Below are 20,000 nucleotides of genomic sequence, written 5' to 3'. Positions count from 1 at the left end.
CGTTCACCGGCTGCGTCCAAGTGCTGCGTTCACGCGCTGTGTTCACGCGCTGCGTTCACGTGGGTGGCAGGGCGCGGGCCGGGCGCGGGCTCATCGGGTGGCGAAGGTGTCCGCCAGCCACGTCCGGACGGCCTCGGCGGTGCGCGGGGCGTGTTCCTGCATCATCGAGTAGTGGTTGCCGGGGGTCGGGACCGTGACGTCCACGTGCTCAGGCGGCGGTGTGACGGCCCCGGTCTCGGGGTTGAGCACGGCCTGCTCCTCGGCCCGTACCAGCAGGGTGGGCACGGAGAGGGCGGGGATGTCGCTCCACTCGTGGAACATCGGCAGGTAGCGGCCCATGGCCGTAAGCTCCTCGGGCGGGACCTCCAGGTCGCCCTCCCGCTCGTGGTGCTGGTTCATCATCGTGGAGAAGACCCGGTTGTCCTCGCGGTGGCGCAGCGAGAAGCTGTCCAGCATCACCACCGCGGCGGGGGGCCGGCCGAGTTCTTCGAGCCGGGCCGCGGTGCCATGGGCGACCCAGCCACCGGAGGAGTAGCCGAGCAGGACGAACGGCGCGTCCCCCGCGGTGTCGAGCACCGTACGCGCCTGGGTGGCGAAGAGCGTGTCGAGGTCGGCGGGGACCAACTCGTCCTGGGCGAAACCGGGGTGGGAGAGCGCCCACAGGTCCCTGACGCCCCGGAAGGGCGCGGCGAACCGCGCGTACTGGTGGGCGCCCGCGGGCGCGACGTAGGGGGTGAGGCAGATGAGCGGCGGCTGCTCCGGGCCCTCGGCCAGACGCACCGGTACCGGGCGGGAGGCCGGTTCCTCCGGGGCGGAGTAGGTGGGGCGCAGCTGTCCCGCGACGTACAGCATCTTCACCGCCTCGTCCACATGGCCGTGGGCGCAGGCGTAGTTGTAGAGCTGGACCAGGGTGTCGCCGGACGACGCGGTGGGAGCGGCGGCCGGGGCTTCGGCGGGGGTGCCCGCCGTGTCGGCACCGCGGTCCTCGGCGGCGGGTGGCGCCACGTTGGACCATACGTAGCCGGCGAGTTGGCGCGGGGTCGGGTGGTTGAAGGCGATGGTCGCGGGCAGCCGCAGCCCCACCGCGGTGCCCAGGCTGTTGCGCAGCTGGACCGCCGAGATGGAGTCCAGGCCCATCTCGAGGAACGGGCGGTCGGGGTCGACGTCCTCGGGCGAGCCGTGCCCCAGGACCTCGGCGAGCCGGTCGCGGACCAGCTCCAGGACCTGGTCCCGCTGCTCCTCCGCGGTGGCGGAGGCCAGGCGGCGCTGCCAGTCCTCGGGCGTCCGCGGCGCGCCGGAGCCGTCGCCCCCGCCAGTCCCCCCGCCGGTCCCCTCGGCGGCCGGGCCGTCAAGGCGCTCCATCAGCGCCAGCGCCTCCGGGATCCCGGCCAGCAGCGGCCGGCGGCGCGCGGACGCGTATCCGGTGGTGAACCGCTCCCAGTGCACGTCGGCCACCATGGTGATCGCGTCGCCGCGGTCCAGAGCCGTGCGCAGGACCTCCAGCTGGGTCCGCGGGTCGATGCCGCGCAGCCCCCAGAGCTCTCCGGTCTCCGCGGCGGCCTCCTCCTTGGTCATGCCGAGGCGGTCGAAGGCGCCGTCGGGCAGGCCGTGCCGCCGCAGGGTCTCCTGCGAGGCGTCCTCCACGGCCATACCGCCCCCGGTCCAGCCGGTCCAGGCGAGCGCGGTGGCGGCGAGGCCCAGGCTCCTGCGGTGCTCGGCGAGCGCGAGCAGATAGGCGTTGGCCGCCCCGTAGTGGCCCTGGCGGCCGACGCCCCACACCGCGGAGACGGCCGAGAAGAGGATGAAGGCGTCCAGGCGGATGCCCATCTCCTCGATGAGCTCGTGCAGATGGCGCGCGCCCTCGGCCTTCGCCGCGAAGACGTCGGAGAAGTCCTGCGGTGTCGTGTCGGCCAGGGCCTGGAGGCGGCCGATCCCCGCACAGTGCACAACGGCGGTGAGCGGGTGCCGCCCGGGGACCGCGTCGAGCAGGCCACGTACCGCCTCCCGGTCGCGCATGTCGCAGGCGACCACGGTGACCTCGGCACCGCGCGCCCTGAGTTCGGCCACGCGTTCCGCCACGCCCGGGGCCTCGGGGCCGCGCCGGCTGGCCAGCATCAGATGCCCGGCGCCCTGGTCGGCCAGCCAGGTGGCCACATGACCGGCCAGCGCACCGGTGCCACCGGTGATGAGGACCGTGCCGTCGGCGTCCGGGCGCCATCCGGCGGTGGCCGGTGCGGCGTCCGCCGCGCGGGTCAGCCTGCGGGTGAACACACCGGCGTCCCGGACGGCGAGCTGATCGTCGTCGCCGCCGGTGAGCAGGGTGGTGAGGACGCGCACCGCGGCCGGGCCCGGCTCGGCGGGCAGGTCGATCACACCGCCCCACCGGTCGGGGTGCTCCAGGGCGAGCACCCGGCCCAGGGCCCAGGTCTGCGCCTGGACGGGGCGGGTCACCGGGTCGCCGTCGCCGGTGGCGACGGCCCCCTGCGTGATCAGCCACAGCGGCACGTCCGTCCCCGCGTCCCCGAGCGCCTGCATCAGCGCGGCGGTGTGCGCGGTGCCCGCCGGTACGCCGGGGGCGGCCTCGGACGGCGTGTCGTCGTCCAGCGCGAGCAGGGACACCACTCCGGAGAGCGGCTGGCCGGGTAGGAGGTCATGGATCCGTTCGGTGAGGGACGCCCGTCCGTCCTTGGCCTCGACCGCCAGGGTCAGCACCGTCTCGGTGTGCCCGCGCACCGCGTCCGCCACGGCCCGGGTGACGGCGTGTTCGGCGTGTTCCGCCGGTACGGCCACGAGCCAGGGGCCGTGGTCGCCGGTGGGGGCCGGGCGCGTCGGCCCGAGGGGTTCCCAGGCGATCCGGTAGCGCCAGTCGTCGGTACGGTGGCGCCGGTGCCAGGTGGCCATGGCCGGGAGGACGTCCGCGAGGGCGGCGGCCCGGCCGTCACCCGCCATGCCGAGGACACCGCTGAGCGCGGTGACGTCCTCCTCCTCGACGGCGCGCCAGAAGGTATCCCGTGCCGGGTCCGCGGCGGCGGACGGCGTGCCCGCCGCCGGTGCCGTGGTGGCGGCCGCGGCCTTGAGCCAGAAGCGCTTCCGCTGGAAGGGGTAGGTGGGCAGGTCCACCCGGGTGCCGGGCGGGTCGGGGAAGGCCGTGGTCCAGTCGACGTCGACCCCGGCCGCGTAGAACTCGGCCGCGGCGCGCCGGAAGCACAGGGGCCCGTCCTCGTTCCGGCGCAGCGAGCCACCAGCCACCGCCGGGACCCCGGCGTCGAACGCCAGGTCCTCGATGGCCGCGGTGAGGAGCGGATGCGGACCGGCCTCCACGAACGCCGTGTGCCCGTCGGCCATCGCGGCCCGTACGGCCAGGTCGAAGCGCACGGTCCGGCGGGCGTTGTCGTACCAGTACCCGGCGTCCAGCCGCGCGGTGTCCACCGGCTCCCCGGTCACCGAGGAGTAGAACGGGATGTGGGCCGAACGCGGCGTCACGGCGGCGAGCCCGGAGACCAGCTCCTCGCGCAACGTCTCGACCTGCGCGGAGTGGCCCGCGGCGTCGGCGCCGCGGATCTTGCGCACCCGGACGTCCTCCGCGCGCAGCCGCTCCAGCAGGGCGTCGACGGCCTCGGGGGTGCCGGAGACGGTGATCTGGGTGGGGCCGTTGACGGCGCCGACGGAGATCTCGCCGTCGTAGCCGCCGAGCCGGCGCTCCACCTCGTCCAGGGGCAGGTCCACCGCGGCCATGGCCCCGTTGCCGAGCAGCCGCATCAGGGCCCGGGTGCGCAGGACCATGATCAGGGCGGCGTCCTCCAGGCCGAGGGCTCCGGCGACCACGGCGGCGGCCACCTCGCCCTGGGAGTGGCCGATGACGGCGGCCGGTTCCACCCCGTGGGCCCGCCACAGCTCGGCCAGCGCCACCGACACCGCGAACGACACCGGCTGGAGCACTTCGGGCTCCTCCAGCGACGGCGCGCCGGGGCGCTGCCGCAGGATGTCCTCCACCGACCAGGTCACCAGGGGGGCGAAGGCGGCGTCGACCGCGCGGAGGGAGCGGGCGAAGGCGGGCGACCAGTCGAGGAGGTCGGCGCCCATCCCGGGCCACTGGGCGCCCTGTCCGGGGAAGACGAACACGGGGCGGCCGAGGCCGGAGCGGACGGTGCCGGCCACCGCGTTCTCGGCCGTGTCGCCCCGCTCGACGGCCGCGAGGAGGTCATCGAACGCCTCCCGGTCCGATCCGACGAGCACCGCCCGGTGGGTGAAGGGTGAGCGGGTGGTGGCCAGGGCCGCTCCGATGTCGGCGACGGAGGCCGCGGTGTTCCGCGCCACCGTGGTCCGCAGCCGCCCGGCCTGCTCCCGCAGGGCGTCGGCGGACCGGGCGGACAGCACCCAGGGCACCGCGGTGTCGGAGGCGGGGTCGGCGTCGGTGGTGGGCTCCGCGGCGGTCACCGCGGGCGGCTGCTCGATGACCAGGTGGGCGTTGGTCCCGGAGACGCCGAAGGACGACACACCGGCCCGCATCGGCTCCTCGCCCTCGGGCCAGGCGCGTCCGCTGTCCAGCACCCGTACCGCGCCGGTGTCCCACGGGACACGCCGGGAGGGGGTGTCGGCGTGCAGGGTCTTGGGCAGCCACCGGTGCTCCATGGCCTTGACCATCTTGATGAGCCCGGCGACGCCGGAGGCCGCCTGGGTGTGCCCGATGTTGGACTTGATCGACCCCAGCCACAGCGGCCGGTCCCCGTCCCTGCCCTGGCCGTAGGTGGCCAGCAGCGCCTGTGCCTCGATGGTGTCGCCGAGGGGCGTGCCGGTGCCGTGGCCGTCGACCGCGTCCACCTGGCCCGGCTGCAGCCCGCCGTCGGCGAGCGCCTGCCGTATGACCCGCTCCTGGGAGGGCCCGTTGGGCGCGGAGAGCCCGTTGGAGGCGCCGTCCTGGTTCACCGCGCTGCCGCGGACCAGGGCGAGCACACGGTGTCCGGCGCGGCGGGCGTCGGACAGCCGCTCCAGTACGAGGACCCCCGCTCCCTCGCCCCAGCCGGTGCCGTCGGCGGTGTCCGCGTACGCCTTGCACCTGCCGTCGGCCGCGTGCACCCGCTTGCGGGCGAAGTCGATGAAGGCGCCCGGCGAGGACATCAGCGCCACTCCCCCGCCGAGCGCCAGGTCGCACTCCCCGTCGCGCAGCGACCGGCACGCCTGGTGGAGTGCCACCAGGGAGGAGGAGCAGGCGGTGTCCACGCTCACCGACGGGCCCTGGAGGCCCAGCACATAGGAGACCCGGCCGGACAGGACGCTCGCCGCGTTGCCGGAGATGAGGAATCCCTCGCTCTCCTCGGGGGGCTGGAAGAAGCGCGACAGATAGTCCTGTTCATTGGTGCCGATGAAGACCCCGGTGGAACTCCCGCGCAGGGTGTGCGGGGCTATTCCGGTCCGCTCCACCGCTTCCCAGGCCACTTCCAGCAGCAGCCGCTGCTGCGGGTCCATCGCCACGGCCTCGCGGGGTGAAATGCCGAAGAAATCCGCGTCGAAGTCGGCGATATCGCCGATGAAGGCGCCGGAACGGGTGTAGGAGGTGCCCATATGGTCCGGGTCGGGGTGATAGATGCCCGCCACGTCCCATTCACGGTCGACGGGGAAGCCGGTGACGGCGTCACCCCCCTCCTCGAGGAACCCCCACAGCTCCTCGGGAGAGGTGATCCCGGCGGGGAAGCGGCAGGCCATTCCCACGATGGCGATGGGGTCTTCGGCCTGGTCACCGGTGTGGTCACGCACCACCGTACGGCGCCCCGCCCGCTCCGCCTCCGCCGGTTCCTCCTCCGGGCCGCTGAGCCGGGTGAGCAGATGGGCGGCGAGCGCGGCCGGATCGGGGTAGTCGAAGACGGTGACGGAAGAGAGCGGAACACCGGTGGCCGCGGTGAGATCCGCCAGCAGGGCCGCCGCCTTGTCACGGACGAGCCCGAGCGCGCGGAAGGGGGTGTGGGCGTCAATGGACCGCGCGTCGCCGGTTTCCCGTTGTTCGGCGACCTTGCCGCACACAAGCCCGAGGAGAATCTCCAGCCGCTCGTGCCGCGGCAGCGGGGCCAGACGTTCCCGCAGTTCGTCCGGGGTCGTTCCAGAACGGCTCACAGTAGCACTCCGAAAGAAGACAGCACGACGGTTCCTGGCGATATGAGCCCGCGCTCTCCACTTCCGGGAACCCTGGGAGACAACGGCGCGCGGCATAGGAATTGCAGCAGCGCCGACGACCGACGAACACCGAACCGCGAACGGCGACAACAGTGAACAAGCCGGTTGGCTTTACCCGGAGATGTTCCCTTGCCCGGTGGGCACGTGTTCCTCCGGAGTCGCGGATGTCATACGGCCGAAATTAGCATCGGCGATGCGGGGACCACGAACGGGACGATCAATGTGACCGGTAGTGTCCACGGGGCTTGCTGCGCAATTGGGCGTGGCGTAGCGTCGCCCGCCGCGCACCGGATGCGGAGCATTTTCCTTGTGGACTTCACTAGCCAACTACCCTGGCCGACTTCCCTGGTCGACTTCCGGAGGAAACCGTCGGGTCAACTCCCCCACCAGCGAGGATGGTTTTCTCGCGAGTCCCGTGCAACGATCACGTAGTGAAGTTCTACGTTCTGGGATCCTTGCGGGTCTCCGATGGGGAAGGCCCGCCGATAACCCTCGTCGGCAGGCGGGACAGGGCGTTCTTAGCCGAACTCTTAGCGCATGCGGGACAATCCGTGTCGACCGATCACATTGTCGAGGCGACAACACCGGATCCGCCTCTGACCAAACGGGCCAACACGGTGCATGTCAGAGTGTCCCGGCTCAGGTCCCTTTTCCGGTCCCTGGCCGGTTCTGACTCCGTCACATCCGTGATATCGACCCAGCCGGGCGGATATCGGCTGGTGCCCGCCGAAGTCGACTCCGAGCAGTTCGAGAAGCTGCTCGGCGCCGCCATGCGGGAACGGGACAAGGGCCATCTCGACGAGGCGGCCGTAAGATTCGACCGCGCGCTGTCCCTCTGGGAAGGCGACGCGTTCAGCGATGCCGACGCGGGTGACTGCGTCGCGGCGGAGGCCGACCGGCTGGCCGAACTGCGGCTGGTCGCCCTGGAGGAGCAGACGGCCGTGATGCTGGCCATGGGCGCCCACGCCCAGGTGGTCAGCAGGCTCAAGCCGCTCATCGAGCGGTATCCGCTGCGCGAGACCCTGTACCACCACCTGATGTCGGCCCTCCACCAGTCGGGCCGTCCGGCCGAGGCGCTGGCCGTCTACGCCGCTCTGCGGGCCAAGCTCGTCGACGAGCTCGGCACCGAGCCGACCCCCGAGGTGCAGCTCCTGTACCGGGCCCTGCTGTCACCGCAGACGAAGCACCACGAACCGACCGCCGTGTGCCCGCCGTTCACCGTGCTGGCGAGCCGCCGGGCGCCCTCCCAACTCCCCTGCGACATCGCCGATTTCGTACCCCGTGAGACCACGGACGTGCTGGCGTGCGTCCTGACGGCGAGCGACCGCACCGCCACGGCCGTCACCGCCATCACCGGCCAGGGAGGCGCGGGCAAGACGGTCACCGCCGTCCATCTGGCGCACCGGCTGCTCCCCTGGTTCCCGGACGGCCAGCTGTACGTCGACCTCGGGGGCACCACCGGGCACCCCACCGACCCCGCGGCGGCGCTCGCACAGATGCTGCTCGCGCTGGACCGCCCGACATCGGCGCTGCCCGAGGGCCTGGGGGCGCAGGCCGCCTGCTTCCGTGACAGCCTCAGCGGCCGGCGCGTCCTCACCGTGCTCGATGACGCGGCCGACGAGGCGCAGGTCCGGCATCTGCTGCCGGGCAATGTGGAGAGCGCGGTCATCATCACCAGCCGGGAGCGGCTGACCGGCCTCCCCTTCACCGCCCGGGTCGAGCACGACCAGATGAGCCCGCACCAGGCCCTGCTGTTCTTACGGCGGGTCCTGGGCACCTCGAGGGTGGACCGGGACCTCACGGCGGCTCGCGAGCTGGCCCGGCTGTGCGACTGTCTGCCGCTCGCGCTGCGCATCGCCGCGGCCAGGCTCGCGGACCGGCCCCACTGGAGCTTCGGCGACCTCGTCCATCGGTTGACCCACCGGCCCAGGCCGCTGGACGAGCTCACCCATGGCCCGCTGAGCGTGCGTTCCTGCTTCGCCCCGGCCTACCACCAGCTGGCCGAGGACGATCGCCGTCTGTTCCGCATGCTCGGACTGTCCGGTGTCCGGGGCCTGTCCGCGCCCCCGGGGACCGAGCTGCCGAGCCTCGCCGTGCCCGATGTGACGGAGGCGCTGGAACGGCTGGCGGACAACCGGCTGCTGAATGTCGCCCACACGGGCGGCCCCGGCGCCGTGCCGCGGTTCTGGCTGCACGGTCTGGTCTCGGCCTACGCCCGGGAGCGGGCGGAGGCCGAGGCGTCGGAGATCGAACGGGCGGCGGCCCAGGAGCTGCGGCACCTGGAGGAGCGGGAGGCCGCCGTCCCGGTCCTTCCGGCGGCGACCGGCCGGGGCCGGTCCGGTCGGCACGGGACGTGGGGGTCGGTGGGGAGGGAGCCTCCGTAGCCGGGAGGGTGCACAGGGTAAGGCGCCGGGAGGGTGCACAGTGGAAGACGTGGGAATTCGCCGACGGCTGACAGATCTGATGAGGCCATGGCAACCTGGGCACGCCCTGGTGGCGATCCCCGTCGGGCTGATCGTGGTGATCACCATCGTCGATGTGATGGCCCCGGCCCATATCCACCTCGGCCCCCTGCTGGTGGTCGCCCCGGCCATCACCCCCTCGTTCGCCGGTCCCCGGACCACCGGGCTGATCGGCGCGCTGGCGGTGGCCGCCCAGATTCTCATCGCGGTGCTGCGCAGCGGCTTCGACGTCAACCACCAGGTGCAGATCGTGGCCCTCACCGTGCTCTCGCTGTTCATCGTGGTCTACGCCCGGGAGCAGCGGCGGCGCCACCGTGAGCTGGCCCGGGTGCGGTCGGTGTCCGAGGCCACGCAGCGGGTCGTCCTGCGGCCGCTGCCGTACCGGCTGGGTCCGCTGCGGGTCGCCTCGCTGTATCTGGCGGCCGAGGACGAGGCACAGATCGGCGGGGACCTGTACGCCGCGACCCGGGTGAAGGAGTGCACCCGGCTGATCATCGGGGATGTCCGGGGCAAGGGGCTGACCTCCATCAGCGACGCGTCGGTGCTGATGGGCGCCTTCCGTGAGGCCGCCCATCTGACCCCCGGCCTGCTGGAGCTCACCGATGTCCTGGAGCGCAGCGTCTGCAGGCACCTGGCCGAGCACGCCGCCACGGATGCCGAGCACGGCGATGGCGAGCACAGCAGTGGCGGGCACGGCGATGGCGAGCAGCCGCGGCCGGGAGCGGACGAGGAACTACGCGAGCACTTCATCACCGCTCTGCTGGTCGACGTCCCGGACGGGGACACCGTGACGTTCATGGCCAACTGCGGGCATCCGCCGCCCCTGCTGTTGCGGGAGGACGGCCGGGTGACCACGCTGTATCCGTCCCATCCCACTCCTCCGCTGGGGATGTGCGAACTCCCCAGGAGCTCGGGCGCCCCCGGCGCGCCCGAGGCCGTGCCCTTCGAGGACGGCGACACGCTGCTGCTCTACACGGACGGGGTGATCGAGGCCCGCGCCCCCGACGGTTCCTTCTATCCGCTGGCCGAGCGGGTCGGACAGTGGCGCGGCTCCGGTCCCGAGGGGCTGCTGCAGCACATCCGCCGCGATCTGCTGGCCCATGTGGGCGGACGGCTGGGCGATGACGCGGCCATGGTGGTCATCCAGCGCTCGCCCGCGCTCCACCCGGTCCAGCAGCTGAGGAGGGTAGTGCCCGCCGCCGACCGCTGATCCGGGGGCCGGCCCGTATCCCGGTGACGAGGTCCCGATAGCGGGGTTCTCCGATGGCGGGGCCTCCCGGTAACGGGGTGGCGACGCGGCTAGCGGACCCGGTCGACGCGGCGCTCGTCCCAGACCGGCTCCGCCGTCTCGCGGACGACGCCGTCCGATCCGAAGACCAGGAAGCGGTCGAAGGACCGCGCGAACCAGCGGTCGTGGGTGACCGCGAGCACCGTGCCCTGGTACGCCCCGAGCCCGTCCTGAAGCGCCTCGGCCGACTCCAGGTCCAGGTTGTCCGTGGGCTCGTCCAGCAGCAGCGCCGTCGTCCCGGCCAGTTCGAGCAGCAGGATCTGGAACCGGGCCTGCTGACCGCCCGAGAGCCGGTCGAAGGTCTGGTCGCCCTGGCGGTCGAGCTCATAGCGCCGCAGGGCGCTCATCGCGCGTCCCCGGTCCCGGGCGTGTTCGGTCCACAGGATGTCCGCCAGCGTGCGCCCGAAGAGCTCCGGATGGGCGTGGGTCTGGGCGAAGTGTCCCGGCACGACCCGCGCGCCCAGCTTCCACTCCCCCCGGTGGGCGACGTCCCGGCCCGCCAGGAGCCGCAGGAAGTGGGACTTGCCCGAGCCGTTGGAGCCCAGTACGGCCACCCGCTCACCGTAGAAGACCTCCAGGTCGAAGGGGCGCATCAGCCCCTGGAGCTCCAGCGCCCGGCAGGTCAGCGCCCGCACCCCGGTGCGTCCGCCCGCGAGCCGCATGGTGATGTCCTGTTTGCGCGGCGGCTCCGGCGGCGGCCCGGCCTCCTCGAACTTCCGCAGCCGGGTCTTGGCGGCCTGGTAGCGGGAGGCCATCTCATCGCTGCGGGCCGCGTACCGCTGCATGTCCAGCACCAGCCGTTTGAGCTGGGCGTGCTTCTCGTCCCAGCGCCGCCGGAGCTCCTCGAAGCGCTCGAACCGCTCCTCGCGGGCGTCGTGGTAGGTGGCGAAGCCGCCGCCGTGCACCCAGACATCGCTGCCCGCCGGGCTGGGCTCGACGCTGACGATCCGGTCGGCGGCGCGGGCCAGCAGCTCCCGGTCGTGGCTGATGAACAGCACGGTCTTACGGGTCTCGCGCAGCCGCTCCTCCAGCCACTGCTTGCCCGGTACGTCCAGGTAGTTGTCCGGCTCGTCCAGCAGCAGCACCTCATCGGGCCCGCGCAGCAGCGCCTCCAGCACCAGCCGCTTCTGCTCGCCGCCGCTGAGCGTGCGGACCTCGCGCCACTGGGCCCGTTCGTAGGGCACTCCGAGGGCCGCGGTGGTGCACATGTCCCACACCGTCTCGGCCTCGTGGCCCCGCGCCTCGGCCCAGTCGCTCAGGCTCTGGGCGTAGGCCATCTGGGCGGCCTCGTCGTCCCGCTCCATGATCGCCAGCTCGGCCTCGTCCACCGCGCGGGCGACCTCGCGGATCCGGGGCTGGGCCACCGACACCAGCAGGTCGCGCACCGTCCGCTCATCCCGCACCGAGCCGATGAACTGCGGCATCACCCCCAGGGAGCCGCTGACCGTGACCGTGCCGCCGTGCGGCTCCACCTCGCCGGAGGCCAGCCGCAGCAGGGTGGTCTTGCCCGCCCCGTTGGGCCCGACCAGGGCGGCCACCGTGCCCTCGGCGACGCGGAACGACACATCGCCGAGCAGCAGCCGTCCGTCGGGCAGGAAGTAGGCGAGGTGTGCGGCCTCCAGATGTCCCATGGACCGGCATTCTCACGGCACGGCCGGGTGATCGGCAAAGCGATTTTCCGGCCCGCGGCGCGCGGGTGCCGGAGTGAGGACGTCCGAGTGCGGCTGAACGCGGCGGCCCCGCCGTCCGTATGGAACCGTGAAACGTCCCCCGAGCACGTGAGACGTCCCCCCAACAGGAGGCACCACCATGACGCAGTCGGCAATCCCGGGGCGGGGCACCACCCGCCGTGCCGTCGTCGCCGCGGCCGGAGCGGCCGGGCTGGCCGCCACGCTCGCCGCATGCGGCAAGGACGACGACGGCGGTTCGGGCGGCAGTGCGGACAGCGCCCAGGACGCCGGGGGCTCGCCGCCGTCACAGGACACATCGCAGAGCGCGTCGCCGAGCGCGGAGGGCGGCCAGTCGGGCGGCGGCATGGAACTGGCCAAGACCTCCCAGATCCCCGAGGGCGGCGGCATGGTCTTCAAGGACCACAAGGTGGTGGTGACCCAGCCCAAGGCGGGCGACTTCAAGGCGTTCTCGTCGATCTGTACCCACCAGGGCTGCTCGGTCGGCGAGGTGAGCGACGGCACCATCAACTGCCCTTGTCACCAGAGCAAGTTCGACATCACCGACGGCAGCGTGAAGGGCGGCCCGGCGCGGAAGCCGCTGCCCGGCGCGCAGATCAAGGTGCAGGGGAGTTCGATCTGGATGGCGTGACGGCCGTCCCGACGTTCGATCTGGATGAGGTGACGGCCGTCCGCCGCCAGCAGGCGGCCACCTCTTCGGCCGTGGTGACGGCGGCCACGAGGGCGAGGGTGTGGCGGACCATCGCCGGGGTGTACGAGGCGGGCACCCCGGCGATCGCGTCCTCGGGCACCACGGCCGCATAGCCGAGGTTGACGGCGTCGAAGACGGCGGCCGGGATCGCCACATTGGCCGACACGCCGGTGATGACCAGCGTGCGGCAGCCGAGGTTGCGCAGCAGCGCGTCCACGTCGGTCCCGGCGATCGGCGAAAGACCGTGCAACCGCCGTACGACCAGGTCCTCGGCGGCCACCGGAACCGGTTCGGCGATCTCCACCGCCGCGCTTCCGGTGAGCTGCCGGACCGGCAGCCGCTCGACGGCCCGGAACAGCGGTGCGTTGTGGTTCGCGCCGCGTCCGTCGGCGCGCCGCTCGGCCACCGCGTGCAGCACCTGGACGCCCGTGTCGTGGGCGGCGGTCACCAGCTGGGCGACCCGCCCGAGCGCACCGGACTCCCGGGCCACGGCGGCCAGTTCGGGCAGCGCGCCGTCCGGCCCCACCACACCGCGCTGGCATTCGACGGTGAGCAGGGCACAGCCTTCCGGCCGGAGCAGTTCCAGGAGGTGTTCGCGGGGACTCGGGGGCGCGGCGTCACCGCGCGGGGTCGTGGCGTCTTCGCGGGGGCTCGGGGTCACGGCGCGGGAGAGTAGCGTCCCTTGCGTCATCAAGGAAGAGCCATCATCCTGTGCCGCACGACGGGTTACCGGGAGGTGCGGGTCGGATGACCGTCACCCAGCGGCGGGGCCGCCGCATCATGATGAGCCAGGACGAGCTGAACGCCTTCCTCGCCGAACAGCGCACCTGCCGGGTGGCGACGGTGGCCGCGGACGGACGACCACACATCAGCCCGCTGTGGTTCTGCTGGGACGGCGCCGCCCTGTGGCTGTACTCCCTGACCCACAGCCGCCGCTGGGCGGAGCTGCGCCGGGACCCGAGGATCGCGGTGGTGGTCGACGACGGGCACGACTACGGCGAGCTGCGCGGAGTGGAGCTCGCCGGCGCGGCGGTCCCCGTGGGCGAGGAGCCGCGCACCGGCGTGTCGTGCCCCGAACTCGACACGCCGGAGCGGATGTTCGCGGCGAAGTACTTCGGTCTGGACGCCATGCCGCACGACGGGCGCCACGCCTGGCTGCGCCTGGACCCGGAGGCGATCCGGTCCTGGGACTTCCGCAAGATGCCACGGGGCTGAGGCACACTGCCGCACGGGGGGCCGGTGCTCAGTCGATGATCTTCTCGCCGACCGACCGCAGCACCTCGACCGCGGCCCGGATCGACGGCCTGCGATCGGCGTCGGCACGCCAGATCGCGTAGATGTGCCGCCGCATCGTGGGCTGGCTGACGGGCACCATCCGCACCCCCTGGGGCACCGGGCCGCGGCCCAGCCGGGGCACCACAGCGATGCCCAGCCCGGCGGCGATCAGCGAGAGCTGGGTGTGGTGCTCATGCGCGGTGTGCCGGATCCTCGGCTCGATGCCCTTGCCGCGCAGGGTCACCATCAGCCAGTCGTAGCAGAACCCGCCCTTGGGCCAGGAGATCCACTCGTCGTCCACGAAGTCCTCAGGCTCGACCGCGCGCCGGTCGGCGAGGGGGTGGTCGGCGGGCATCGCCACGTCCACCGGGTCGTCCAGCAGGGCGGCCTTCACCAGCCCGCCGGGCATCGGCAGCGGTTTGTTGTACCAGTCCAGGACCACGGCCAGATCGATGTCGCCGCGCACCACCGAGGGCACCGACTCATCGGGCTCCATCTCCTGGAGCCGCGCGTTCAGCTGCGGATGCCCGGTGCGCAGCCGGCTCAGCGCGTCCGGGAAGAGACCGCGGACGGCGGTCGGGAACGCGCCCAGCAGCAGCTCGCCGACGGCGTGTCCGCGCTGCGCCTCCAGATCCGCCTGGGCCAGCTCCACCTGGGAGAGGATCCGCGCCGCGTGGTCGGAGAGCAGCCGCCCGGCGTCGGTGAGCCGGATCCCCCGCCCGTTCTTGGCGAGCAATTGCTGACCGGTCTCCCGCTCCAGCTTGGCCAGTTGCTGCGAGACGGCGGAGGTGGTGACATGCAGCCCCTCGGCCGCCCCGCTCACGGATCCGTGGCGGGCCACGGCGTGCAGCGTGCGGAGGCGATCCAGGTTCATATAAGGAATGCTACGCGATACCGCGAACGAATTCTCGCTTGTCCTAAGAGGTTGCAACCTACATGGTAAGAGCATGACCTCAGCCGCCGCCTCGGCGCCCCCTGCCGCCTCCACCACCGCGGAGCCCTCCTCCGCACCCGCCCGCCGACCGCTTCTGGACTGGCGCATCCGCTTCGGCGCGCTCTCCCTGGTCTGGGGATTCAGCTTTCTCTTCATCAAGGTGGGCAATGAGGCGTTCGCCCCCTTGTACGTCACGTTCGGGCGGATGCTGTTCGGCACCGCCGTGCTGCTGGTGACGCTGGTGGTGAAGCGGGAGCGGCTGCCGCGCGGGGTGCGGGTCTGGGGCCATCTGGCGGTGGCCGCGTTCTTCCTGAACGCGCTGCCGTTCTCGCTGTTCGCCTACGCCGAGCTGACCATCCCCTCCACCCTGGCCGGGATCTGCAACGCCGCCTCGCCGCTGTGGGGGATGCTGCTCGCGGTGGTCGTGGTCTCCGACGACCGGCCGACCCGTCAGCGTGTCGCGGGTCTCGGGCTCGGCTTCATCGGCGTGTTGATCGTGCTGGGCGCCTGGCAGGGCTTCTCCGGCCAGGATCCGCTGGGCACGGCGCTGGCGCTGATCGCCTCGGCCAGCTACGCGGTCGGCTGGCAGTACGTCCGGCGCACGCTGAGCGACACGGGCCACTCCCATCTGTCGGTGTCCGGCGGGCAGCTGCTGCTCGGCACGGTGCAACTCGCCCTCGTGGCACCGGTGTTCGCGCCGGCGCCGACCTCCTTCCCGGTTCTGCCGCTGCTCTCGGTGCTCGCCCTGGGCGCGCTCGGCACCGGGGTGGCGTTCCTGATCCAGTACGGGCTCGTGGACGAGGTCGGCCCGACGACGGCGATGATGGTCACGTACTTCGTCCCGGTGATCGCCACCACCGCGGGCGTGGCGATCCTCGGGGAGCACCTCACCTGGAACACGCCGGTGGGCGCCCTGATCGTCCTCATCGGTGCGGCCCTGACCCAGCGGCGCTCCGGGTCCCGGGCCCCGTCCGGCGGACGCACCCGGACCGTACGGGTCCATCGCACGGGCTCGTAGTCCAACGAGTCCAGCGCACAGGCCACTCATCCGATAGGTCAACACACAGGCGCCTAGTCCAGCCGTCCCGACAGCGTCGCCCCCGCCGCCGCGGCCACCGCATCGGCGGCGGGGGCGATCTCGTCGGCGGCCAGCGGCGAGACCGTCAGCCGCACCCCCGGCGGCGAGGCCACGCGGAAGCGCGCCCCGGGGGCGACGGCCCAGCCCGCGGCCAGCAGCCGGGCGACCGCGCCGGTCTCATCCGGGACCGGCACCCATACGTTCATCCCGCTGCGCCCGTGCGCGGCGATCCCCCGCTCGCGCAGCGCCCGCACCAGCGCGGCGCGCCGCGTGTCGTACGACGCCGCCACCGCCGCCGGATCGACCGCGCCCGTGCGCCACAGCCAGGCGACCGCGTCCTGCAGCAGATGGCTGACCCAGCCCGGGCCCAGCCGCTGACGGCCGCGCACCCGGTCCAGGGTGACGGCGTCGCCGGTGAGCACGGCGAGCCGCAGATCGGGGCCGTACGCCTTGGCGGTGGAGCGGACCAGCGCCCAGTGGTCGGTGCCCCCGGCCAGCGGGCGCAGGGGGAGGTCCACGATGCCGTGCCCGTGGTCGTCCTCGATCAGCAGCACATCGGGGTGGGTGGCGAGCACGCCCCGCAGTTCGCCCGCGCGCGTCGCGCTCACCGCCGCGCCCGTCGGGTTCTGCGCCCGGTCGGTGACCACCAGCGCCCGCGCGCCCTGGGCCAGCGCGTGCTCCACCCGCTCGGGCAGCGGCCCGTCGTCGTCGACCCCGACCGGGACGGCGCGCAGGCCGAGCGCCGGGATCAGATCCAGCAGACTGCCCCAGCCGGGGTCCTCGACCGCGACCGCGTCACCGGGCCGCAGATGCGCGGCCAGCACCCGCTCGATCGCGTCGAGCGCGCCGGAGGTGACGGCGACCGGCCCGGGCGGCACTCCGTCCGCGTCGAGGGCGGTCCTCGCGAGCTCGGCCACCTCGGGCACGACGTCCGGCGCGCCGTACAGCGTGGGGCGCTCCGCCGCGCGCGCCGCTGCCGCCGCGAGCGGCGCGCCGAGCGGGGGCAGCAGCGCGGGGTCGGGGTTGCCGCTCGACAGATCGCGCGCACCGGCGGTGTCGACGCCGGTCCACTCGCGGGGCGTGCTGGAGGGCCGGGAGCGCACCCGGCTGCCCCGGCGCCCGGCGGTCTCGATCACGCCCCGTTCGCGCAGCACGCGATAGGCGGCCGCGACCGTATTGGGATTCACGCCCAGCCGCTGGGCCAACTCCCTCAGGGGCGGCAGCAGTTGGCCCGGCGGCAGCTCACCGGCGCCGACCGCGCGCTCCACACTGGCCGCGATCTCGACTGCGCGCCTACCTACGATCGGATATTCTCCTAGCACAAACAGCATTTTGCACTAGTTCAATGGAGGACGCAAATGCCCGCCCCGGACGCCACCGCCGCGACCAACGCGCCCGACAACGCCTATACGCCGACCGACCGGACCGTTCCCACCCGCTCCCGCGAGCGCGCCTCATACGACCGGGAGGCAGTGCACGCGATCCTCGACGCGGGTTACGTCTGCCACCTGGGCTTCATACGCGATGGCGCCCCCGTCGTCCTGCCGACCCTCTACGCCCGCGCCGGGGAGCGGCTGTACGTCCACGGCTCGACGGGGGCGCGGCCGCTGCGCATGGCGAGCGGGCCGGGCGCGGGGCGGCCGGGGCTGCCGGTGTGTCTCACCGTCACCCATGTCGACGGGCTGGTCCTGGCCCGTTCGGCGTTCCACCACTCCGTCAACTACCGCTCGGTGGTGGTGCACGGCACCGCCAGTCCGGTGACCGATCCGGCCGAGCGCGCCGCGGCCCTGGACGCCCTGGTCGACCATGTGGTGCCGGGCCGTGCCGCCGACTCCCGGCCCGCCAACGCCAAGGAGCTGGCCGCCACGGCCGTGCTCCGTCTCGACCTCGAAGAGGTCTCCGCGAAGGTCCGCACCGGCGGGCCCGTCGATGACGAGGAGGACCTGGGGCTCCCCCACTGGAGCGGCGTGGTGCCGATCGCCCGCGCGTACGGCGCGCCGGTCCCCGCCGACGACCTCGCACCCGGCACGCCGGTGCCCGGCTACCTCACCCGTCTCTGAACGGGCGCCTCCGCACCCGATTCCGACCGGGCCGCCCCCGAGGCCGCCACCGGCTCGGCCGCGGCGGCCTTCGGGGTGGAGGTCTGCGCGATCAGGGCACCGGCCAGCACCACCACACCACCGACGACCTGCGCCACACCCAGGTGCTCATCCAGCAGCACCCACGCCAGAACGGTCGCGATGACCGCCTCCAGACAGGCGACCACCCCGGCCACCTGCGGTGAGAGCCGACGCACCGAGACCACCCCGGTGAGATACGCGAGCACGGTCGCCACCAGGACGATCCAGGCGAGCAGCGTCAGCGCCGGGACCCTGGCGCCCGCCAGGTCGGCCCGGCCGGTGAGCACCGTCCAGTCCATGCCCCAGGGGCGGCTGACCACGGTCAGCGCCACGGCCCCGATCAGCAGCCCGTAGGCGATGACGCCGAGCGGATCCGCCGGGTCATGGCCGTCGCTGCCGTGGTCGGAGAGGACGAAATACCCCACCTGACAGAGCGCCGCGCCGAAGGCGAGCAGCACTCCGAGGGGGCTGAAGCTCAGCCCTGACCAGACCTCCACCACACAGGTGAGACCGCCGACCGCCAGGACGACCCCGAGCGCCGCGGCCCGGCTCACCGGCCGACGCTGGACGAACCGCACCCACCCCAGCACCAGCGCGGGCGCGAAGTACTCGATGAGCAGCGCCACGCCGACGGGGATCCGGGAGAGCGCCGCGAAATAACACGCCTGCACCCCCGCGACGGCCAGCAGACCGAACCCCACCAGCAGCCCGGGGCGGCGGGTCAGCAGCCCGCGATGGCGCCAGGCCAGGGGCAGCAGCACCAGGGCCGCGCCCGTCACCCGCAGCCAGGTGACCTCGAGCGGTGCGAGCCCCGCCTCGATCAGCGGTTTGGCGGCGACACCCGCTCCGCCGAATGTGAACGCCGACAGCAGGGCGAGCCCCAGGCCGGCATTCCTTTGCTGTGGGAGATCTCCGGATACGCGCACCGGGCCATCATGTCAGCCCACGTCAGCACCGTCACCCCTATGACTACTGTCGGCGATACCCAGAGGAGGGGCGGAGGGCCGGCCCCGATCGACGGTAACTGATGGCCCGTCAGTATTGAATGTTCCACGGCCCGGGGCTACGTTGCCCGGCACCGTCGCACCACACCCCGCAGCGACGCGCCGAAGGGACTCCCCCATGGCCGAGGTCAGCGCGCAGACACGCATCGAGGCACCGGCCGAGAAGGTCTGGGCCCGGCTGACGGACTTCTCCGCGTACGGCGACTGGAACGCCACCCACACCAGCTTCCCGCAGGGCGGCCCGGCCGCGCTGGAGGTGGGGGCCACCTATCAGGAGAACATGAGGCTGATGGGCTTTCCGGCCGAGGTGACCTGGACCGTCGAGGAGTGCGAACCGGCCCGGCTGCTGACCACCCGGGGCAAGGGCCCGATGGGCGTGAACCTCGCCATGCGCTACTCGCTGGCACCGGACGGCGATGCCACGACGGTGCGCGTCGACGGGGAGTTCACGGGGGCGGCGGTCTCCCTGATGGCCGGGAAGCTGAAGGACTCGGCGACCACCGCGCTCGAGGAATCGCTGAGCAAGCTGGGCGCACTGGCCGCCTGACCGCACCCCCGTCCGACGGGGCTCAGCTCTCGCCGCCGCGCTCGGCGCCGCCGTTGGCCTCCTCCTGCTCGGCGAGGATGAGATACAGCCGCTTGCGCGACTCATTGATGACCGAGACGGCCTTCTGCCGCTGCTCCGCGCTGCCGGTCCGCCAGACCTGGGCGAACGCCTCCATCAGCCCGAAGCCCGCCTGCCTGACCTCCTGCATCGCCTCCCAGTCGATACCGCGCCCGGCCTCCTCCCACGGGGCGGCGGCCCCCGCCTCGGCCTCGGCACGCCCGGCGTCGGTGAGTGCGAACAGCTTCTTGCCGCCCTCGCTCTCGCTGCCGATCAGCCCCTCGTCCTCGAGCAGCTGAAGGGTGGGGTACACCGAGCCGGGGCTGGGCCGCCAGGCTCCCCCGCTGCGCTCGGTGATCTCCTGGATCATCTCGTAGCCGTGCATCGGGCGGTCCTTCAGCAGGGCCAGGATCGAGGCGCGCACATCCCCGCGCCGCGCCCGCCCCCGCATCCCCCGGCCACCCGGTCCGCCGCGGCCACGGCCACCGAACGGGGGGCCGCCGAAGGGCGGACCGTCGAATCCGGGGCCGAACGGGCCGAACGCAGCACGCCGCCCCTCACGCCCCTCTCCTTCACCCCAGCCACGGTGGCCGGGTCCGCAGTGCTCACGTCCTTGTCCATGTCCATGAGAACGCATCGTGACGCTCCTTTCTATCGTCGATCCATCACGACACCTCAACGATATATC

At 73.0% G+C, this 20,000-nt stretch carries 14 protein-coding genes; 7 read left to right on the top strand and 7 right to left on the bottom strand.

Annotated features, from left to right (window positions below):
- Positions 1-90 precede the first annotated feature (90 nt).
- A complete protein-coding gene (locus VT50_RS27920) occupies positions 91-6,108 on the bottom strand; it encodes a type I polyketide synthase (protein ID WP_053048609.1) in 6,018 nt (2,005 codons plus the stop codon).
- Positions 6,109-6,887: 779 nt separating this feature from the next.
- Here VT50_RS27920 and VT50_RS27915 point away from each other — a divergent pair.
- Positions 6,888-8,552 (top strand): AfsR/SARP family transcriptional regulator, encoded by a 1,665-nt coding sequence (locus tag VT50_RS27915; protein WP_053048610.1) that lies wholly within the window; start codon positions 6,888-6,890, stop codon positions 8,550-8,552.
- Positions 8,553-8,661: 109 nt separating this feature from the next.
- A complete protein-coding gene (locus VT50_RS27910) occupies positions 8,662-9,840 on the top strand; it encodes a PP2C family protein-serine/threonine phosphatase (RefSeq protein ID WP_420822233.1) in 1,179 nt (392 codons plus the stop codon).
- Between the two features lie 89 nt (positions 9,841-9,929).
- Here VT50_RS27910 and VT50_RS27905 read toward each other — a convergent pair whose 3' ends face one another.
- Positions 9,930-11,549: an ATP-binding cassette domain-containing protein gene (locus VT50_RS27905; protein WP_046086976.1), complete on the bottom strand. Its 1,620-nt coding sequence runs from the start codon at positions 11,547-11,549 to the stop codon at positions 9,930-9,932.
- 178 nt (positions 11,550-11,727) lie between these two features.
- Between VT50_RS27905 and VT50_RS27900 the strand changes: the two genes are divergently transcribed.
- Positions 11,728-12,237 (top strand): Rieske (2Fe-2S) protein, encoded by a 510-nt coding sequence (locus tag VT50_RS27900; RefSeq protein WP_046086977.1) that lies wholly within the window; start codon positions 11,728-11,730, stop codon positions 12,235-12,237.
- On the opposite strand, the gene VT50_RS27895 is transcribed toward VT50_RS27900, so the two are convergent.
- Complete coding sequence (locus VT50_RS27895) at positions 12,203-12,988, bottom strand: cysteine hydrolase family protein (protein WP_046086978.1); 786 nt, start codon at positions 12,986-12,988, stop codon at positions 12,203-12,205. The genes VT50_RS27900 and VT50_RS27895 overlap by 35 nt on opposite strands.
- Positions 12,989-13,044: 56 nt before the next feature.
- On the opposite strand from VT50_RS27895, the gene VT50_RS27890 reads away from it, so the two are divergent.
- Complete coding sequence (locus VT50_RS27890) at positions 13,045-13,512, top strand: pyridoxamine 5'-phosphate oxidase family protein (RefSeq protein ID WP_046086979.1); 468 nt, start codon at positions 13,045-13,047, stop codon at positions 13,510-13,512.
- Positions 13,513-13,540: 28 nt separating this feature from the next.
- Here the strand turns inward: VT50_RS27890 and VT50_RS27885 are convergent, their stop codons facing one another.
- The gene (locus VT50_RS27885) at positions 13,541-14,446 is read right to left on the bottom strand and encodes a LysR family transcriptional regulator (protein ID WP_046086980.1); all 906 of its coding nucleotides are present in this window, start codon (positions 14,444-14,446) and stop codon (positions 13,541-13,543) included.
- A gap of 73 nt (positions 14,447-14,519) precedes the next feature.
- Between VT50_RS27885 and VT50_RS27880 the strand changes: the two genes are divergently transcribed.
- Entirely contained in the window at positions 14,520-15,524 is a 1,005-nt protein-coding gene (locus VT50_RS27880) for a DMT family transporter (RefSeq protein ID WP_046086981.1), read from the top strand.
- A gap of 53 nt (positions 15,525-15,577) precedes the next feature.
- Here the strand turns inward: VT50_RS27880 and VT50_RS27875 are convergent, their stop codons facing one another.
- Entirely contained in the window at positions 15,578-16,906 is a 1,329-nt protein-coding gene (locus tag VT50_RS27875) for an aminotransferase class I/II-fold pyridoxal phosphate-dependent enzyme (RefSeq protein WP_046087009.1), read from the bottom strand.
- A gap of 36 nt (positions 16,907-16,942) precedes the next feature.
- On the opposite strand from VT50_RS27875, the gene VT50_RS27870 reads away from it, so the two are divergent.
- On the top strand, positions 16,943-17,644 hold the full coding sequence (locus tag VT50_RS27870; protein ID WP_046086982.1) for a pyridoxamine 5'-phosphate oxidase family protein: 702 nt from the start codon (positions 16,943-16,945) through the stop codon (positions 17,642-17,644).
- Here VT50_RS27870 and VT50_RS27865 read toward each other — a convergent pair.
- Positions 17,626-18,630: an EamA family transporter gene (locus VT50_RS27865; RefSeq protein WP_046086983.1), complete on the bottom strand. Its 1,005-nt coding sequence runs from the start codon at positions 18,628-18,630 to the stop codon at positions 17,626-17,628. The two genes, VT50_RS27870 and VT50_RS27865, sit on opposite strands and share 19 nt — an antisense overlap.
- A gap of 196 nt (positions 18,631-18,826) precedes the next feature.
- Here VT50_RS27865 and VT50_RS27860 point away from each other — a divergent pair, with 196 nt between their 5' ends.
- Entirely contained in the window at positions 18,827-19,255 is a 429-nt protein-coding gene (locus VT50_RS27860) for a type II toxin-antitoxin system Rv0910 family toxin (RefSeq protein ID WP_046086984.1), read from the top strand.
- 22 nt (positions 19,256-19,277) lie between these two features.
- On the opposite strand, the gene VT50_RS27855 is transcribed toward VT50_RS27860, so the two are convergent.
- Positions 19,278-19,949 carry a PadR family transcriptional regulator gene (locus VT50_RS27855; RefSeq protein WP_075200386.1) on the bottom strand — a complete coding sequence of 224 codons (672 nt, stop codon included), beginning with the start codon at positions 19,947-19,949 and terminating at the stop codon, positions 19,278-19,280.
- Between the last annotated feature and the right edge of the window lie 51 nt (positions 19,950-20,000).

Origin of the sequence: Streptomyces antioxidans, assembly GCF_000968685.2 — a bacterium.
In the GTDB taxonomy this organism is placed as follows: Bacteria; Actinomycetota; Actinomycetes; order Streptomycetales; family Streptomycetaceae; genus Streptomyces; species Streptomyces antioxidans.
This window is presented reverse-complemented; position numbering and strand designations above follow the sequence as displayed.

What these genes read in the sequence shown, in the direction of transcription:
- VT50_RS27905 (WP_046086976.1), bottom strand. Translation starts at nt 11,549, where the DNA reads ATGGGACATCTGGAGGCCGCACACCTCGCCTACTTCCTGCCCGACGGA.
- VT50_RS27900 (WP_046086977.1), top strand. Translation starts at nt 11,728, where the DNA reads ATGACGCAGTCGGCAATCCCGGGGCGGGGCACCACCCGCCGTGCCGTC.
- VT50_RS27895 (WP_046086978.1), bottom strand. Translation starts at nt 12,988, where the DNA reads ATGACGCAAGGGACGCTACTCTCCCGCGCCGTGACCCCGAGCCCCCGC.
- VT50_RS27890 (WP_046086979.1), top strand. Translation starts at nt 13,045, where the DNA reads ATGACCGTCACCCAGCGGCGGGGCCGCCGCATCATGATGAGCCAGGAC.
- VT50_RS27885 (WP_046086980.1), bottom strand. Translation starts at nt 14,446, where the DNA reads ATGAACCTGGATCGCCTCCGCACGCTGCACGCCGTGGCCCGCCACGGA.
- VT50_RS27880 (WP_046086981.1), top strand. Translation starts at nt 14,520, where the DNA reads ATGACCTCAGCCGCCGCCTCGGCGCCCCCTGCCGCCTCCACCACCGCG.
- VT50_RS27870 (WP_046086982.1), top strand. Translation starts at nt 16,943, where the DNA reads ATGCCCGCCCCGGACGCCACCGCCGCGACCAACGCGCCCGACAACGCC.
- VT50_RS27860 (WP_046086984.1), top strand. Translation starts at nt 18,827, where the DNA reads ATGGCCGAGGTCAGCGCGCAGACACGCATCGAGGCACCGGCCGAGAAG.
- VT50_RS27855 (WP_075200386.1), bottom strand. Translation starts at nt 19,949, where the DNA reads ATGCGTTCTCATGGACATGGACAAGGACGTGAGCACTGCGGACCCGGC.